Here is a 17,625-nt window from a genome sequence, read left to right as displayed (position 1 = left end):
CTTACGGTGATGACGGCTGCAAACAGCGCACCATTGACATTGCAAGCCGCTTCATCAATTGACGATAATCCATCACATCTTGACCCAGTGGATCAAGCTTCCCCACCTTCACAGGCAACCCTTGAATAATGTAGCGCAATTGTTTATCGGAAAATTGTGGTTCTTTAAACACACACCTTACGCCCAAATCTTTAATCACTTTTCTTAACGCAAGCACCTGTTTAATGCTGGGCTTCAACTCTTCTGACACCTGAACCACCCCCTCATGCCGAAGTCCATAAGCGTGTTCAAAGTATTGATAACCATCATGCAAAACGAGATAAGGCGATGCCTTTACGGGGTCCAACCAATTGGCAATTTTCTGATCCAACTGTTCATAGTCTGCTTGTAATTGTTGAGCAATAGCCGAAATTTCTGTGGATCTATTCGGTTGTAGCTGGGTTAATTGCGCCGCTACGGCCGATAACATTAAACGGGCATTGACAATCGACAACCAAATATGAGGATCCAAGTTCTCATATTCATGCTCGTGTTGATGCTCATCATGTCGGTGATCTTCTGCCGAAGACTTACCAATACCCCCTAAATCTTGCTTAGATCTTGGCAAAACGACCAGGCCTGGTTGCTTTTGCATGCGAATCACGCTAAAAGATTGCCCTGATGTTTTTGTTTCAAACAATCGTTGCTTCACGGGCTTTTCTATCCAGGCATCGACCGAATTACCCAGCGTCATCACTAAGTCGGCTTTTTGTAGCGCCATTAAATGGGAGGGACGAAACTGAAAACCATGCGGTGATGTTCCTGGCTCCAGCAGCACCACCAATTCGTCTTGTTCAGTCAAAAAAGGCTGCACCATTCCTGCCAAAGGCGGAATCGTGACCGTCACCTGTAACGCCGCCGCCGGTAAACTTAAACAAAGCCCGAACAATAAGCTAAAATATCTCAATATTATTCCTTTTAAGACAGCAACCATGACCGATCAACCCTTAATTCAAGCCAAACATATCCACCATTCATTTGATGGTAAAAAGGTTTTACACGACATCTCTTTAACGTTGCAACCAAATGAAATTGTCACCTTAATTGGCCCCAATGGCGCAGGCAAGTCAACTCTACTCAAAATCTTGCTAAAGTTATTACCCGCCTCTCAGGGCAGTGTTTGGCACAAACCGCAACTGCGCATCGGCTTTATGCCCCAAAAAATCCACATTGATGACGCTCTGCCATTACGGGTAAAACGCTTTCTTGAACTGGGACTGAGCCGCGACACACAAAAGCGGAATGATACCACAATTCTTCAGAAAACGATTGACACCTTATCCATACAACCACTATTGGACACGCCCATACAGCAAGTGTCGGGCGGTGAAATGCAACGGGTGTTATTAGCGCGTGCACTGTTACGCTCCCCTGAATTATTGGTCCTCGATGAACCCGTTCAGGGCGTCGACCTCAATGGCCAAACCGAACTTTATCACTTGATTAACCAAATTCAACAACAATATAGTTGCGGCATTCTAATGGTGAGTCACGATCTGCATGTTGTTATGAAAAGCACCCACAAAGTACTGTGTCTCAACCAACACATTTGTTGTTCAGGCCATCCGCAAGCGATTTCAACTGACCCCGCATTTCAAACTTTATTTGGCGAAGGCTATGAAGAAGTGGCTTTTTATGAACATCGCCATGACCATTCCGCCTGCGAGCATACCCATGATTGAACTCTTGTTAGATCCACCCTTATTTTTAATCTATGCATTACTAGGCGGGTTGCTCATTGCCATTATTGCCGCTCCTTTAGGGGTGTTTATGGTTTGGCAGCGGCAATCCTATTTTGGTGCTGCATTGGCCCATTCCGCTCTACTTGGTTTAGGGTTGGGGCTTTTATTATCCATCAACCTCTCTTTCAGCGTTATCCTAGTTTCGCTTAGTATTGCCGTCGTCGTTCATCTGCTAAAAGCCTACTCAAAACTGTCCTCTGATACCCTACTGGGCATTCTGGCTCATAGTTCATTAGCATTCGGGTTAATCCTGCTCAGTCTGCAGCCTCAAGCGCAACTCAATCTCATGGCTTTTCTGTTTGGTGACATTTTAAGTATTGATCAGCTCGATTTGATTTTCATTGGCCTGTTAGCGCTTGGCGTAGCTTGGTTTTTTAAGCGTCACTGGCAGGACTTACTCAATACGACTTTAAATGCAGAACTGGCACAAATCGAAGGAATTCAAACGCAAAAAGTACAACTCTATTATGTTTTACTGCTGGCACTGATGATTGCCATGGCCATGAAAATGGTCGGCGCTTTATTAATCACATCACTCTTAATTATTCCAGCCGCAACCGCGAGAAAATATGCAACCTCACCCGAACAGATGCTCGGGTTTAGCCTGATTTTTGGCGCACTTTCCGTTATCTTGGGCGTGGTAACGTCACTTTTTTGGGATATCCCAACTGGTGCCAGCATTGTGGCTGTCGCGACTGTATTTTTTATGATCAGCTTAATTCATCGCCGTTAATCGAAGCCGCGGCTCAATCAAATACGATTAAGCCATGCGACTGGTGTGCGATGTCCGTTGCAGAATCACAAACTCAAAAGCATAGGCATGCCGTTCATCTTGTGGATGATAATATTGTGACGTGATTTGCCAATCCGCTAAAGACCACTCTGGAAAGACCGTATCACCTGCTACTTTGGCTTCAACCAAGGTCAAATACAGTTTCTGTGCATAAGGCATCATTTGTTGATACAGCTGACCACCGCCCATAATAATGACCTCGTCAGCATCCTCAACACAGCTTTGCATTGCCGCTTCGATACTGGTAAACACCTCTATACCGGGCGCTTGAAAATCCGCATTACGTGTAATGACCAAATTCCGCCGATTCGGTAACGGCCGCGAGCCAATCGACTCAAACGTTTTACGACCCATCACCACCGTTTTATTCAACGTATTATCTTTAAAGAATTTTAAATCATCAGGTAAATGCCAAGGCATGGCGTTATCCGATCCAATGACATGATTTTTATCTAAAGCTGCAATCATTGAAATTTGCAGCCCATCTTCAATTAACTTTTGAAGCAGATCACTCATACTGACACCTGGGCTTTAATGTGTGGATGACTTTGATAACCTTCAATTTCAAAGTCATCAAACTGATAATCAAAAATGGAATCGGGTTGGCGCTTAATCTTCAACTTTGGCAAAGGATAAGGCGTTCGCGTTAACTGCAACTGAGCCTGTTCCAAGGTGTTGTTATATAAATGGACATCACCGCCTGTCCAGATAAACTCCCCCACATCCAAACCGGTTTGTTGGGCAATCATGTGTGTTAATAGCGCATAACTGGCAATATTAAACGGTACACCCAAAAACGTATCGGCACTGCGCTGATATAACTGACAAGACAAACGGCCATCCGCCACATAAAACTGAAAGAAAGCATGGCACGTGGCTAATGCCATTCGACCTTCTTTAACATTTTGCTGAGGACTCATACTTTCATCAGGCAAGTCAGCTGGATTCCAAGCAGAAACCAACATACGTCGACTATTGGGATTGGTTTTAAGAGTCTGAATCACCTCGGAAATTTGATTAATGGTTTCACCATTAGGTTTTTCCCAGGAAACCCATTGTTTGCCATAAATAGGCCCTAGATCGCCTGTTTCCGTTGCCCATTCATCCCAAATACGGACGCCATTGTCTTGTAAATAGCGGTTATTGGTATCTCCATTTAAAAACCACAACAATTCATGAATAATCGATTTTAAATGCAGTTTTTTGGTGGTTACCATGGGAAAGCCTTCTTGCAAATCAAAACGCATTTGATACCCAAAAACGGAACGCGTTCCTGTCCCGGTACGATCGCCTTTGGCAACGCCATGATCCAAAATATGACTTAATAATGCTAAATAGGGTTTCATCAGTTCGCCTTTACATTTTTTACAATAACAGGTTTAACACGCACGCTGATTGGCACGACGAAGTACCCAAACCAACAAACCGCCGCCCAATAAAATCATCGGTAGTGAGAGCACTTGCCCCATGGTTAGCCACCCCCAAAGCAAATAACCCAGTTGAGGATCAGGCATTCTATAAAACTCGACAATAAAACGGAAAACGCCATACAGCGCAACAAACAACCCCGTCACCGCGCCCATAGGACGTGGTTTACTCGCGTATACCCACAAAACAATAAAGAGTACAACGCCTTCCAATAAGGCTTCTAGTAATTGTGTTGGATACTTAATAACCACTTGATTCAACAAAGGGTCGTAGACTTGCATACCCCATTGAGATTCTGTGACCTTACCCCAAAGTTCGCCATTAATAAAGTTGCCGACCCGGCCAAAAAACAAACCGGCTGGTACTAACAGTGCGACAAAATCGGTTACCGCAAACAAGGGCGCTTTAATCTTTCGGGCAAACCAAATCATCGCGACCGAAACGCCGATCAATCCGCCATGAAAAGACATGCCGCCCTGCCAAATATAAAAAACTTCAACAGGGTTCTGAATGTAATGACTGAAATCATAAAACAACGTATAGCCTAAGCGACCACCGACAATAACCCCTAAAGCACCGTAAAACAGAAAGTCACTGACATGATCGGCTGTCCAATAGTTTGACGATTTGGCTTTAACGTTACCAACGGCCCAAAAGAAGGCAAAACCGGCCAGATACATCAGTCCATACCAATGAATGGTTAAAGGCCCCAATGACAGGGCAATAGGATCGATTTCAGGGTAAGTCCACATGCGTTTTGGCTCTTAAATTAAAGCCATAATGATACTAAAAAACGACCAGGCCTGGCCGCTTTTTGCTCGAATTAGATAGGAGATTAAATCTTAAATTGATGAACCAGCATTTTGAGTTTGTCAGCAATTTCTTCTAGACGCCGACTGGACGCTTCATTATTAACCGATCCCTCTACGGTTTTTTCTGTGACCGTCTGAATCTGATCAATATGCTGATTGACAGTTTCGGCAAGACTGGTTTGCGATTGCGCTGCCGTCAGCATTTCGGTACTCATTTGATTAATGTCATCCATCAACACCACCACCGGACTCAATACTCGCTCTACTTGCATCACGGAATCATAGCCCAATTGGGTAGTTTCACGCCCGGAATCGACCACTTTCACCGTTTCACTGGTGGATTTACGTATTTTTTCAATCACATCTTCAATTTGCACAGTCGATTCTTGGGTACGCTGTGCCAATTTACGAACCTCATCGGCCACCACGGCAAAGCCGCGACCATAATCCCCTGCTCTAGCCGCTTCAATTGCCGCATTTAACGCCAATAAATTGGTTTGCTCGGCAATCTCTCGGATAACATTGATCACCGTACTGATGGTTTGACCATCTTCATTCAACAGCATTACCGCACGGGTAATTTCTTCCATGCCCTCAGAGACTTTACAAATATTTTGTGCGGCACTTTTAACTACTTCGCCCCCTTTTTTCACACTTTCAGCAGCTTGGTGGGTTGCTCTAGAAGTATTATGCGAATGATCCTCAACACTTTTGGCTTTTTGCGACATGGTTTCCATCGACTTATTCAGTTGTTTGGTAGCAGTCAATTGTTGCTCAACGCCATTCTTACTTTCATGCGTCACCTCAGACAGGCTACTAGACGACACTTCCAAATCTTTAACCGTTGCAGTGACCTCTTTTAACGTACTTTGAATCTTGCTAACGAACTCATTAAAGTAGCGTGCCATTTCTGCCAGCTCATCCTTGCCTTTATCATTTAGGCGACGGGTCAAGTCCCCTTCACCAGAAGCAATATCTTTCATCGCTTGAGCGGATCGAAGCACGGGTTTGACCACCGAATTGGTGACCTTGCGAGAAATCATCATCCCTGTTAGTTGCCCTAATACCGAAAGCGTTAACAGTAAAATTAAGTTCCCGAGTGTACTGTCCACCACTTTCTGACTGGTTTGCTGCATATCTGCAACTGATTGAGTGGCAATCTGTTCTAACTTAGTCTCAAGGTCATGGAAAACCGGTTGGATTCGCGCTTTCATAACCCAGGTATCCATCCGCCACTTTGGACTTTGATGGGTACGTTTCAGCGCCATAAAACTTTCACGATAGTATTCATACTGATCTTTTAACTGCAATGCCATCGACTGTTGAGATTCATTTAAAAGCCCTTCATACTGGGATGACAATTGATCCAGAGCATGTTCAAACAGATTTAAGTAGTGTTCCGTTTCAGCCGCTCGACCCTCTTCACGAAAGACAATGTAACCCGCTACCCCTTTGGTTGCGTTTAACCAATTGGTTTGCAACGTCATTAATGCTTCCAATATTGATTGTCTTTCCATAGTGAGCTGACTCAACTCACTGGCTAACAAGTGCTTGATAGACTGCTGTACTTGGTCTGAAATAGGCATCATTTCGGCATTAAAATAAGCATAGGCAGGGAATTTTTTTTCAACATCCGCTTGAGTTGCTGTGACCTGTTCAATAAGTGCCGGTAGTTTCGCCAATTGCGTTTCAATGCCTTTTAGAATCGCCATTTCCTCTGGCGAATTTTGCTGAGCAATTTGGTGTTTTAATTTCGACAGAATGTGTTCAGAATAACGAATAGAGTCTTGGTAAGAGGTTAAATTATCCTGATCGGTCGTCAGTAGATACATACCCAGCGCGTTCATGCCCTTTTCCAACTCGCTCATCATTCGGTTGGCCTGCAATGCAATGGGCTGCTTTACCTCCACCACATTTTTGACATCCTCTCGTACAATGTACAAATTAACCGCTGCTTGAATGGTAATCACGGCCAGTACCGCCCAGATGACGCCGAAACCAAAACGCATTTTTTGCTTAATGGTTAATTTTTGTAGAAATTTTTCCATAACCCTGTCAGCCTTATTGACTTATTTCGTTGTGAAATCGGTGCTTCACAGTGATTTTTAATTGCTTGCAACCCTCAAAGCAACAAAAATGCCAATAATCACAACAAGGAATTTAATCTCGGTAAGGATAGTGGCCTCTAGCGATTAAACCACCATCTAAGGTTAGGACACTGCCCGTCATCCATTCTGAGGCTTTTGATAGTAGAAACGCGGTTGCCATGCCCATATCTTGAACAGTGCCATAGCGTCCGGCAGGCATGGCCGATACCCATTTCTTCTGCATCTTTGGTTGATAAAGCACATCAAAGGTTCGCTCCACAGGCACCACACCAGGTGCCAAACTATTGACACGAATCCCCAGCTTCCCCCATTCGACCGCTTGAACCTTGGTCAATGCATCCAGCCCAGCCTTCGAAGCCGCATAGGCGCTAAACCATTCACAAGTCGCCTGACCGTGAATACTACTGTTATTGACGATATTACCTGGCAACTGTTGCTTTTTGCACGCTTCCGCAAAAGCCGTACTCAGGAGATAAGGGGCTTGAAGATTAACAGCCAGCGTTTCTTGAAACGCACGGCCTTCAACGTCTTTCAAACTTAATGATTTTGTGACAACCCCTGCATTATTGACGAGACCATCAAGCCCAGCAAATTTTGACCAGGCCTGGTCAAAAACGGACTGAACCAAGTCCAAATTCCGAAAATCCCCCTGCACAACCTCGGCTCGAATACCAGAAGCCAATACCGTTTCTAGGGTCTTTTCGATACCCTGCTGATTTTGATGATAATGCAAAACCAAATCACAGCCCTGCTCAGCCAGCACTTCTGCCATGCCCGCACCAATACCACTGGACGCACCAGTAATAAAAATACGTTTCCCCGCTAAATCCGCATAGTGACAAATAGATTCGGTCATGATCGCCCCCTGTTAAGAAAATGCGCCAATGATACATATTGACAGTTTTTTGGTGAATGCAATGAACGGTACAGACTATAGATTGAAGAGCTTTTCAATAATGGTTTCGGTCGCGTTCTGCGGTGCCTGCTGACGAATAGCTTGTGAAGCCGTTTCACATTTTGATAAGCTTAACCAAGGCTGTAATTTTTCCAGCAAAAAAGTGGGGGTTAATTGTGATTGAGCCACCACCTCACCGCCACCAATCTCGACCAAAGCATTTGCATTGGCCGTTTGGTGGTCGTCAACTGCATAAGGATAAGGTACTAACAGCGCAGGCCTGGCTGCGGCTAATAATTCTGACACGGTCAGTGCGCCGGCACGAGAAACCACCATATCTGCCTGCTGATAAGCACTAACCATATCATCAATAAACGGAACCACTTCTGCCGTCACGCCCGCCTGTTGATAAGCCTGCTGAGCTGCGACTAGGGTTTTAGCGCCAGTTTGATGAAGCACTTTAGGCCTTACTGATTCTGGTAGCATTGCCAAAGCCGCTGGCACCATTTCATTTAAGGCTAGTGCACCACGACTTCCGCCTAATACCAGTAAATGAATCGGCCGATCCTCCGCCCCCGAAGCCACAGGAGGGATCGATTCTAAACCAGCGCGAACGGGGTTACCTACGACCTCTGTATGGGCGCGGAAAAACCGCGCCTGAGGAAACGCACACAACACTTTCTTAGCAAATGAGGCTAGCAATTTATTTGTTAAACCGGCAATGGCATTTTGCTCATGTAATACTAACGGAATACCGAGTGATAATGCTGCCAGACCGCCTGGCCCACATACAAAGCCGCCCATACCTAAAACCAGATCAGGGGCTTGATGTTTTATAATTTGACGTGCTTGCCACCAAGCTTTCGTCACATTGATCGGTGCCATGAGCCAGCCTTTTATGCCATTGCCACGCAATCCACTAATGGCAATTGTATCAAAAGGCACCTTAGCAGCCGTGACCCACTGCTGCTCCATACCGTTTTGGGTTCCTAGCCAAACCGTTTCAATCCGTCGCTTTGCTAGGGCTTCAGCTAACGCAAGACCAGGAAAAACATGTCCGCCTGTGCCACCAGCCATAATGAGAATTTTTTTCATATTTACCCCTTTTGCCTTATTCCGTACTGACATTTTCACGCGACGTCACATCGACCCGAAATACGATCGCCAATGCAATCAGCAAAATCATGGCACTGGAACCACCATAACTCATAAAGGGTAAGGTTAGACCTTTGGTGGGGAAAAGCCCCAAATTCACGCCCATATTGATAATGGCTTGTAGCGCTAACCAAATGCCAACGCCATAGGCAATTAAACCGCCGAATACCTGTTGTTGTTCTAAGCTTTTGCGTCCAATTCGAAAGCAACGCCATAATATAAAGGCATATAAGCAAATCAAACCCACGACCCCAATAAGCCCTAACTCTTCGGCATAAATTGAAAATAAAAAATCAGTATGTGCATCAGGTAAATACAAGAGTTTTTGGACGCTTTCGCCTAATCCAACCCCAAACCATTCCCCTCTGCCTGACGCGATAAGTGCTTGAGTGAGCTGATAACCTTGTCCGAAAGGGTCTGACCAAGGATCTAGGAAATTGGTCACCCTTGCCATACGATAGGGAGAGGTAATAATCATGGTCACCAACAGCATGGCAATGGGTAGTACGGTAATCACAAAGAAACGCCAAGGCGCACCAGCGATCAGCAGCATTCCCGTCAGAATAACCGCAATCACAAAAGTACTACCAAAGTCCGGTTCCATTAACAATAATAGCGCCATCACACCAAAGGGTAACGCCAGCCGAAATACCGCCTCGTAACTTTCACGTACAGCATGGCCATGTCGGTCTAAATAGCCAGCCATAAACAGCACGACTGCTAATTTCATAAACTCCGACACCTGAAAATTCATCACACCTAGCGGCAACCATCTTTGACTCCCATTAATTTCTCGACCAAAAATCAATACCAATAACAATAACGCCAAGCCACCAATAAATAAGCTCCCCCGGTGTTTTCGCCAAAAAGCCAAAGGAAACTGGAACATGATCCAGGCCGCGATGCCTCCGAGTCCCAAGGAGAATATTTGACGATATAAGTAGTGTAACGGATCATCAAATCGCTTCTCACTAATGGCAATCGAACTCGACGCAACCATGGTCAAACCCAAAATCATCAGTAACAACAATCCGGCGAGTAGCAAATAATCGACAGGCCATTGTTTGGAAGCTGTGCGCCAATGAACCAATTGCTGATACTGATTAGACAAAATCATTCCATATTCCCATTTTCAAGCTGTTGTGTCACCCAACGTTCAAAACATTCCCCACGATCAATATAATTTTTAAATTGATCAAAGCTAGCACAGGCAGGTGAAAACAAAACAGCATCGCCGGGCAGTGCTTGTTGGTCTGCCAGTTGTATCGCTTCTGACAAGGTTTCGACCAATTGAACATCTCCCTCAGAAAATACGTCGGCAATTTGCTGATTGTCTCGCCCAAATAAAATAATGGCACGACAACGATGAGTTAATGCTTGCGCCAAAGATGAAAAGTCCGCTTCTTTACCAACACCACCCGCAATTAAAATCAATTGGCCATCAATCATTGATAAGGTCGTTGTGATGGCTGCCAGCGTAGCGCCGACATTGGTGCCTTTCGAGTCATTAATCCATTGGATTTGATTTTGCTCGGCAATGATTTGGCTACGATGGGGTAGCCCTTTAAAATTTCGTAAAACACTCGCAAACACTGCATCAGGCACTTGAAAAGGACGGCACAGAGCCATCATTGCTAAGGCATTTAATTGATGATGTACTCCTTGCTGCGCCATTTGTGAAATAGGCACAGCAGCATGCGCGCCCCAGCCGAGCCAGACCTGGCCATTTTTTTGTACCAAACCATAGTCATGAGATTGCATCAGCGGAGTGGTCGATTCGAGACTAAAGTGTAATTCATTTAAGGTCACTCCTGTAACCGATTGAAATCCTTTAGGTATCACCGCCCATTCGGCATTATTTAATATGGTTAATTTAGCTTGGATATAAGCCTCTAAAGAATCATATCGATCCATATGATCTTCTGAAATATTGAGTAATGCGGCACTGGTTGCTTGTAGTGAATAAGTGGTTTCTAATTGAAAACTCGACAGCTCCAAAACATAAACATCAAACTCTTTGTCTTCAGTTAATAACTCTAATGCAGGTTCACCAATATTTCCACCGACACCGACCGCATAGCCCGCTTTATGCAATGCCTCTGCCACCAAAGTCGTCACAGTGCTTTTGCCATTTGATCCCGTAATAGCAACGATGGGTTCACCGACCGAACGGGCAAATAACTCAATATCGCCAATCACTTCCTTTCCAGCCTTTAAAAAAGGTTTCACCCACTCTGACGATTTGGCAATCCCCGGACTTAACACCAAGCTATCGACTTTTTTTACCCAATCCGAGGGCAGGGTTCCTGTGGCAAAGGTTACATGTGGATACTGTGCCTGTAAGGGTGCGATATCCAGGTCAGAACGCGTATCAAATGCATAACAAGGTTCCCCTTGGTTCTCAAAATAGCGCAAGACACTTTGCCCACTTATCCCTAAACCAGCAACTAGATACACGGCGTTTTCCTTTATTTTCCGACTTTCTTATTAACGAATTTTCAAACTGGCTAAACCGATTAATACCAATAGGATGGTAATAATCCAAAAGCGCACGATAACCTGAGATTCATGCCAACCTTTTTGTTCATAGTGATGATGTAACGGCGCCATTAAGAAAATACGCTTGCCCCCTCTAAGCTTAAAGGATCCTACCTGTAAAATAACCGATAGTGTTTCAGCGACGAAAATACCGCCCATAATAAATAACACTAATTCTTGTTTGACTGCGACCGCGACCACGCCTAAGGCGGCACCAATTGATAAGGAACCCACATCCCCCATAAAGACTTGTGCGGGATGTGCATTAAACCATAGAAAGCCCAATCCAGCGCCGGTCAAAGCCGCACAAAATATCGTTAATTCTCCCACACCCGGCAGATAAGGAATTTGTAAGTAATCGGCAAAATAGACGTGACCAGATACATAAGCAAATACCCCTAAAGCAGCGGAAATCATCACCGTTGGCATAATGGCCAATCCATCCAATCCATCCGTCAGATTGACCGCATTAGACGTTCCGACTATCACAAAATAACTAAACACGATGCCCCAAGCGCCGAGATAAATAAACGTATCTTTCATATAAGGAATCAATAGCTGTGATTCGGCAGGCACTTTTGCAAAAGCAAATAAACTATAAGCTGCAACCAATCCGACCAAAGATTGCCAAAAAAACTTGGTGCGCGAACGCATGCCATTTGGATCTTTATAAACCACTTTCTGATAATCATCGACAAAACCGATTAAACCAAACCCCAGCATGGTCAAGGATGCGATTAACAAATAGTGATTACTGAGATTCCCCCAAAGCAGAACGGCAATCGACACTGAGAATAAAATCATCACCCCGCCCATGGTCGGAGTTCCAGTTTTTACCAGATGGGTTTCAGGACCATCCAAACGAACACTTTGTCCAACTTTGAGGCGAATCAACCAACGAATCACTTTTGGGCCAATCACAAATGAGATCCCCAAAGCCGTCAACACACTCATAATGGTGCGCATGGTGATATAGTTAAAGACACTGAATCCTGAAATATACTGGGATAGATATTCGGTTAGATAAATCAGCATGATGGTTTCCTTAGTGTGATGAGGCCAATTGAGCCAATATTGCCTGACCGACGCGCTCCATTTTCGCGGAGCGCGATCCTTTGATCAGAACATTTTGAATTTTGTTATCTGCGATCATTTGCCATGCCGCTTCAGCCATGACTTCTGGCGTTTCAAACCAGCGAGCACCTTCACCAAACTTGGCTGCCATCGGTTGCGTCAATTGACCTGTTAAAAATAAGTTTCTCACGCCAACTGACTTGGCAAATTCGGCTAAATCAAGATGATGAACAGTTGATTTTTCGCCCAATTCCGCCATGGCGCCCAAGCAAACGAGCCCTTCGCCTGGACACTGTAATAACATTTGAATTGCGACTCGCATCGAGGCTGGGTTGGCATTGTAACTATCGTCAATTAAAACGCCCTGAGGCAAAACATGCGTTTGTCCTCGACCCGTAACCCCATTAAATTCAACCAGGCCTGGTTGAATTTGGGACCAGGTTTGACCCAATGCCAAACAAACTGCAACCGCAGCGGCTGCGTTCATCGCATTGTGTGACCCCAAAATGGGCATTTCGACGCTTTCAATAAAATGCGTTTGTTGATAGGTCACTTCTAAGGCAAATTGAATCCCTTTGATTGTTTGAGTGATTTGCGAAACCCGGACCTGTGCATCCGGGTGTTGACCAAAGCGAATGATGTTCAATCCTAAGTTCTTTGCATATTGTTGCCACTCATCGAAACCGGGCGAATCCATGTTCAAGATAGCGGTTCCACCTGCACGGACACCGTCTAATATTTGACCCTTTGCTTCAATCACCCCTTCCAGTGAGCCAAAACCCTCTAAGTGGGCGTTAGCCGCTAAAGTAATAACAGCGACATCCGGTTTTACCAATTGCGTTAGATAGCCAATTTCATTTAGATGGTTCGCCCCCATTTCCACGACGGCATAATCGTGTTCCTCTTCAAGCTGCAACAGGGTTTTGGGCACACCGACTTCATTATTCAGATTTCCATGGGTTGCCAATACGGAGGCCTGTTGTTGCAATAGATGGGCAATCATTTCTTTGGTCGTGGTTTTTCCATTTGATCCAGTAATGCCAACCACGCCCTTTAACGACATATTTTGGCGATGCCAAGCGGCTAGTTGTCCAAAGGCAATAAGGGTATCTTCCACTAATATGGCAGGTACGGCGGAGGTTACAGGCTCTGAAACCAGTAGTGCAACGGCACCTTCTCTAACTGCCGCGTCGATAAAATCATGTCCATCAAACTGCGGGCCTTTTAATGCAACGTATAAGGCTCCGCCCTCTAGGGTTCGCGTGTCGCTACTGATGCTATCTAACACCACATCTGCTTCGCCCAAATTATCGCCAATTAACACGCCATTAACGGCTTGCACTACCTCATTCAATGACCAACTCACAGCGGCCTCCTATTTGCTTCATAGGCTGCATAAGCCTGCTTAACCAGCCTTTCATCTTGCATCGGGATTTTCTGCCCTGCGATTTCCTGGGTGGATTCATGCCCTTTTCCGGCAATCACAACCACATCTTGCGGATTCGCTTGCGTTAAAGTGGATGAAACTGCTTGTGCCCGATCGTGAACCACGGTGAAGGGAGTCTCCATGGCATTCGTAATCTGCTGAACAATTGCCTCAGGTGACTCATCGCGTGGATTATCATCGGTAATCACCACCTTGTCGGCATAACGCTGTGCGACCTCTCCCATTAAGGGTCTTTTGCCTTGATCACGGTTACCTCCACACCCAAAAACAACCCAAAGTTGTTGATTTGGCAATGACAAATGTGCTCTGACAGCGATCAAGAGCGCCTGCAAAGCGTCTGCAGTGTGGGCATAGTCGATAACAACTGTTGCCTGCCCAGGATGCGATAGGCACTGCATTCTTCCAGCTACAGGCTTGAGTTGGTTTAGAGCCTTTTCAAGCTGACTCACTGTAAGTCCTAGTCCAACACAAACCCCAATCGCACATAACATATTTTCTAAATTAAATTCACCCATTAAAGGCACATCAAATGCAATAGGTTGTTGAGAAAGCAGAATCTGTCCGGCAATGCCTCGCTGGTAAAGTTTCGCTTTTGGCACAAAAATATCCGCTTGTGCATTCTCTTTAGCATAACTAATCTGGCTAACTGAAGGTCGGTTTTGATGTGCCAGCTCTAAGCCAACCTTATCATCTAAGTTCAACACTTCAAATTGATGCGAATAGTCTTGGAATAACTGTTTTTTTACCGACTGGTAGGCTTGCTCTGTTTTATGAAAGTCCAAATGATCTCGTGTCACCTGGGTCAACGCTAAACCTTTAAACTGAATACCATCAATACGCCCCAGCGTGATCGCGTGCGAAGAAACTTCCATCACCACTACATCGGCTTGTTGGTCAGCAAAATAGGCCAGCCACCGATTTAAAGCAACCACTTCTAGTGTCGTGTTTTGTGATGGGGTTAAGTCCCCTATCCAACCATTGCCTAACGTTCCCAACAACGCAACCTTCACTCCAGTGGCTGAAAGCAACTGGGCGATATAGTGTGCCGTAGACGTCTTACCATTGGTTCCGGTAACCCCGATCACCTTCACCCTTTGGCTCGGATTCTGATAAAACTGGCTTGCCAAACTCTTACATTGCCTACTGAGCTGATCCACCCAGATGACCGGAACGGCATTCAATTGATCATGATCTGATTCACTAAAAACCATGTCCATTTCAACCAGGCCTGGTGATTTTTCAGCCAGAATATACTTTACACCCTGATCAATCGCCTGCGCTGCAAACCTTATTCCATGAGCCTGACTCCCTGCTAACGCAATGAAAATAGCACCCTCAGTGACATCACGCGAATCAACAGCCAGTTGCGTTGGGCTGTATTGCCAATCCACGTGGCTGAGTTGAGGCGATTTCACCCCTCCTAGTGCATTTAATATCTCTGCCAGCGTCACTTTAGCCCCCCTGCCAAACATCATCTGGCACGATGTTTTTTAGGCGCAAAACATCGGTCATGACTTCTTTAAAAATAGGAGCCGCGACTTTCCCCCCATAATAAATTCCTCTACTGGGTTTATTGACAGCGGTCACCATAATATATTGAGGATCAGAAACGGGAACGATTCCAGCAAATAGCGATAAATATTGATTCGCTTCATAGCCTCCGGCCTTGGTTAAATGGACTGTACCGGTTTTACCCGCAACCCGATACCCTTCAACCTTCGCCTGTGGAGCGGTCCCGCCCCTGGCCACCACCGCCTCCATCATTTCTAGAACCTGCTGCGCTACCTCTGCGGAGATGATTTGCTTACCCATATTTTCTTGGTCTGATTGACGTTGAATGACTGACAAAGGGCGAAGCTGACCTTGGTTACTGATCACCATATAGGCATGGGCTAATTGCATTAAATTAATATTAAAACCATAACCAAATGACGATGAGGCTTGATCAATTTTTTGCCATTCTGCCGCAGGTCGAATATACCCCATGGTTTCGCCGGGTAAAAACAGACCTAAGTCCTGCCCAAAGCCAACGTCATGGAACATTTGCCATTGCTGTTGTGGGGTCAATCTAAACGCAATTTTACTGGCACCAATATTACTGGAATACTGAATAACTTCAGCGGGGGTAATCGTCCCGTGATTTCGAGTATCGGTAATACGCTGACCTTGAATCAACATCGAGCCGGGTGCAGTATTAATTTTGTCTTGAATATCTAGTACCCCTAAATCCAATGCCTTTGCAATAATAAATGGCTTAGTGGGCGAACCCGGCTCCATGACATCGGTTACCACTCGATTCCGTAAACGCGCACCTTGGAGTTGACTGCGATCATTTGGATTAAATGCGGGTAGCGACACCATGGCGATGACTTCTGCCGTCTTAGCATCTAGAATCACCGACATCATGCTAGTGGCTTGGTGTTGAATAAAGCTCTTCTTCATCGCATGATATAAGAAAAACTGGATGTCTTTATCGATACTTAAATGAATTTGTTTCCCAGGTTTAGCCGGCTGAAGATCTTTTACAAACTCGACCACTCGACCTGCTCTGTCCTTTACAATCTGTTTTTTCCCGGCTTGTCCCGATAGCCAAGCATCATAGGTTTTTTCGATTCCTGCGATCCCAACATCATCAATATTGGTAAAGCCAATCAAATGACTCACCACCTCTCCAGCCGGATAATAGCGTTTATATTGGTTTTGAACATACAATCCAGGCACATCTAAGGATTCAATCTTTTCGGTGAGTTCAGGCAGTACACCACGTTTGACATACATAAATCGTCGTTCACGCTTCGCAAGGACTTGCGGCGTAAAGGTTGAAGGACTTAATTCCAATATTGACAGCATCTGTTGATATGCACGATATTTCTTTTCTATCGTTTGCTGTCTCTTTTGCAACTGGGCTGGGGTCAGGTTTTCTGAAAGCAATTGCGTTTGCTGAGCAACTGGATCAAGATAAAAAGATAATGTTTTAGGATCCACCCAAATAGAATCAATGGGAGTACTCAAGGCCAAGACATTGCCGTTTCGGTCTAATATTTCGCCTCTAGGTGCGGGAATATCCAACGTTCGAATTTGACGTTTATTCCCTTCATTTTGTAAAAATTCTGCTTGGACAATTTGGACATGAAAGGCTTTGGCAATGAGCGCCAAAAATAACATCAACACCACGATTAAAACAATCGAATCTCGTCTAATGATTGGATTCTGATGCATCGTTGGCATTGCGTTTTTCCAAGAAAATGATTTGAAAGTTTTGAAGTTCTGGCGATTTCTCCAGCGTCATATTCAACTGAGTCTTCGCTAAATATTCAACCCTTGCTAGGGCAGTAAGATGGTGTTTTTCTAGGGTAAGTTTCCCGAATTCTTGATGCAGCGCAACTTGTTTTTTTAGAGATTGAGCGACTTGAGTCTCTAGATGCCTGACTTGATGCTGGACCTCTACAATTGCAATCAGGGAGGCGACTAAAATAACCACTAACATAGGTACAAAGAAACCTTGCCAGTTGAACTGTCTAAACTGGCGAAGGCTGGGGAGTTTTTGCACCGACACGTTTAACTCAAGTGCTCAAGTTCGGAATTAATAACAGC

General features: G+C 45.0%; 16 protein-coding genes. 2 read left to right on the top strand and 14 right to left on the bottom strand.

The genetic code is table 11. The annotated features are described in order from the left end of the window. Position 1: 1 nt before the first annotated feature. Positions 2–946, bottom strand: coding sequence for a zinc ABC transporter substrate-binding protein (locus CYQ88_RS02705; RefSeq protein ID WP_158235993.1), 945 nt, complete (start codon positions 944–946; stop codon positions 2–4). 25 nt (positions 947–971) lie between these two features. Between CYQ88_RS02705 and CYQ88_RS02700 the strand changes: the two genes are divergently transcribed. Together CYQ88_RS02700 and CYQ88_RS02695 are read left to right on the top strand one after the other, a co-directional pair. Beyond that, the gene (locus CYQ88_RS02700; RefSeq protein ID WP_101839804.1) at positions 972–1,721 is read left to right on the top strand and encodes an ATP-binding cassette domain-containing protein; all 750 of its coding nucleotides are present in this window, start codon (positions 972–974) and stop codon (positions 1,719–1,721) included. Then, the gene (locus CYQ88_RS02695; RefSeq protein WP_233188793.1) at positions 1,657–2,514 is read left to right on the top strand and encodes a metal ABC transporter permease; all 858 of its coding nucleotides are present in this window, start codon (positions 1,657–1,659) and stop codon (positions 2,512–2,514) included. Before CYQ88_RS02700 ends, CYQ88_RS02695 begins: the two co-directional genes overlap by 65 nt. A gap of 27 nt (positions 2,515–2,541) precedes the next feature. On the opposite strand, the gene folA is transcribed toward CYQ88_RS02695, so the two are convergent. From folA to ftsL, 13 genes are all read right to left on the bottom strand, one after another. Continuing rightward, positions 2,542–3,090, bottom strand: coding sequence for a type 3 dihydrofolate reductase (gene folA, locus CYQ88_RS02690; protein WP_199170148.1), 549 nt, complete (start codon positions 3,088–3,090; stop codon positions 2,542–2,544). Next, complete coding sequence (locus CYQ88_RS02685) at positions 3,087–3,920, bottom strand: thymidylate synthase (RefSeq protein ID WP_101839802.1); 834 nt, start codon at positions 3,918–3,920, stop codon at positions 3,087–3,089. Before CYQ88_RS02685 ends, folA begins: the two co-directional genes overlap by 4 nt. Before the next feature lie 33 nt (positions 3,921–3,953). Then, positions 3,954–4,754 (bottom strand): prolipoprotein diacylglyceryl transferase, encoded by an 801-nt coding sequence (gene lgt, locus CYQ88_RS02680; RefSeq protein ID WP_101839801.1) that lies wholly within the window; start codon positions 4,752–4,754, stop codon positions 3,954–3,956. Between the two features lie 83 nt (positions 4,755–4,837). Beyond that, entirely contained in the window at positions 4,838–6,862 is a 2,025-nt protein-coding gene (locus CYQ88_RS02675) for a methyl-accepting chemotaxis protein (RefSeq protein ID WP_101839800.1), read from the bottom strand. Between the two features lie 112 nt (positions 6,863–6,974). Next, positions 6,975–7,778: an SDR family NAD(P)-dependent oxidoreductase gene (locus CYQ88_RS02670; RefSeq protein WP_101839799.1), complete on the bottom strand. Its 804-nt coding sequence runs from the start codon at positions 7,776–7,778 to the stop codon at positions 6,975–6,977. A 75-nt stretch (positions 7,779–7,853) separates the two neighbouring features. After that, positions 7,854–8,912, bottom strand: a complete 1,059-nt coding sequence (gene murG / locus CYQ88_RS02665; protein ID WP_101839798.1) for an undecaprenyldiphospho-muramoylpentapeptide beta-N-acetylglucosaminyltransferase — start codon at positions 8,910–8,912, stop codon at positions 7,854–7,856. A gap of 16 nt (positions 8,913–8,928) precedes the next feature. Next, positions 8,929–10,089: a putative lipid II flippase FtsW gene (gene ftsW, locus CYQ88_RS02660; protein ID WP_101839797.1), complete on the bottom strand. Its 1,161-nt coding sequence runs from the start codon at positions 10,087–10,089 to the stop codon at positions 8,929–8,931. Next, positions 10,086–11,429 carry a UDP-N-acetylmuramoyl-L-alanine--D-glutamate ligase gene (gene murD / locus CYQ88_RS02655; protein ID WP_101839796.1) on the bottom strand — a complete coding sequence of 448 codons (1,344 nt, stop codon included), beginning with the start codon at positions 11,427–11,429 and terminating at the stop codon, positions 10,086–10,088. Before murD ends, ftsW begins: the two co-directional genes overlap by 4 nt. 30 nt (positions 11,430–11,459) lie before the next feature. Beyond that, positions 11,460–12,545, bottom strand: a complete 1,086-nt coding sequence (gene mraY, locus CYQ88_RS02650) for a phospho-N-acetylmuramoyl-pentapeptide-transferase (RefSeq protein WP_101839795.1) — start codon at positions 12,543–12,545, stop codon at positions 11,460–11,462. Between the two features lie 10 nt (positions 12,546–12,555). Further along, complete coding sequence (gene murF / locus CYQ88_RS02645; RefSeq protein WP_101839794.1) at positions 12,556–13,950, bottom strand: UDP-N-acetylmuramoyl-tripeptide--D-alanyl-D-alanine ligase; 1,395 nt, start codon at positions 13,948–13,950, stop codon at positions 12,556–12,558. Beyond that, positions 13,947–15,506 (bottom strand): UDP-N-acetylmuramoyl-L-alanyl-D-glutamate--2,6-diaminopimelate ligase, encoded by a 1,560-nt coding sequence (locus CYQ88_RS02640; protein ID WP_101839793.1) that lies wholly within the window; start codon positions 15,504–15,506, stop codon positions 13,947–13,949. Before CYQ88_RS02640 ends, murF begins: the two co-directional genes overlap by 4 nt. Continuing rightward, positions 15,484–17,259, bottom strand: coding sequence for a penicillin-binding protein 2 (locus tag CYQ88_RS02635; RefSeq protein ID WP_233188792.1), 1,776 nt, complete (start codon positions 17,257–17,259; stop codon positions 15,484–15,486). Before CYQ88_RS02635 ends, CYQ88_RS02640 begins: the two co-directional genes overlap by 23 nt. Further along, complete coding sequence (gene ftsL, locus CYQ88_RS02630; RefSeq protein ID WP_101839792.1) at positions 17,228–17,587, bottom strand: cell division protein FtsL; 360 nt, start codon at positions 17,585–17,587, stop codon at positions 17,228–17,230. The genes CYQ88_RS02635 and ftsL overlap by 32 nt, the downstream gene beginning before the upstream one ends. Between the last annotated feature and the right edge of the window lie 38 nt (positions 17,588–17,625).

It is taken from the genome of Hydrogenovibrio sp. SC-1 (assembly GCF_002848135.1).
Taxonomy (GTDB): Bacteria; Pseudomonadota; Gammaproteobacteria; order Thiomicrospirales; family Thiomicrospiraceae; genus Hydrogenovibrio.
This window is presented reverse-complemented; position numbering and strand designations above follow the sequence as displayed.

Coding starts and splice junctions, on each gene's coding strand:
- CYQ88_RS02685 (WP_101839802.1), bottom strand. CDS start 3,920: ATGAAACCCTATTTAGCATTATTAAGTCATATTTTGGATCATGGCGTT.
- lgt (WP_101839801.1), bottom strand. CDS start 4,754: ATGTGGACTTACCCTGAAATCGATCCTATTGCCCTGTCATTGGGGCCT.
- ftsW (WP_101839797.1), bottom strand. CDS start 10,089: ATGATTTTGTCTAATCAGTATCAGCAATTGGTTCATTGGCGCACAGCT.
- murG (WP_101839798.1), bottom strand. CDS start 8,912: ATGAAAAAAATTCTCATTATGGCTGGTGGCACAGGCGGACATGTTTTT.
- CYQ88_RS02640 (WP_101839793.1), bottom strand. CDS start 15,506: ATGATGTTTGGCAGGGGGGCTAAAGTGACGCTGGCAGAGATATTAAAT.
- CYQ88_RS02700 (WP_101839804.1), top strand. CDS start 972: ATGACCGATCAACCCTTAATTCAAGCCAAACATATCCACCATTCATTT.
- CYQ88_RS02635 (WP_233188792.1), bottom strand. CDS start 17,259: ATGCCAACGATGCATCAGAATCCAATCATTAGACGAGATTCGATTGTT.
- CYQ88_RS02695 (WP_233188793.1), top strand. CDS start 1,657: ATGAAGAAGTGGCTTTTTATGAACATCGCCATGACCATTCCGCCTGCG.
- mraY (WP_101839795.1), bottom strand. CDS start 12,545: ATGCTGATTTATCTAACCGAATATCTATCCCAGTATATTTCAGGATTC.
- CYQ88_RS02675 (WP_101839800.1), bottom strand. CDS start 6,862: ATGGAAAAATTTCTACAAAAATTAACCATTAAGCAAAAAATGCGTTTT.
- CYQ88_RS02670 (WP_101839799.1), bottom strand. CDS start 7,778: ATGACCGAATCTATTTGTCACTATGCGGATTTAGCGGGGAAACGTATT.
- folA (WP_199170148.1), bottom strand. CDS start 3,090: ATGAGTGATCTGCTTCAAAAGTTAATTGAAGATGGGCTGCAAATTTCA.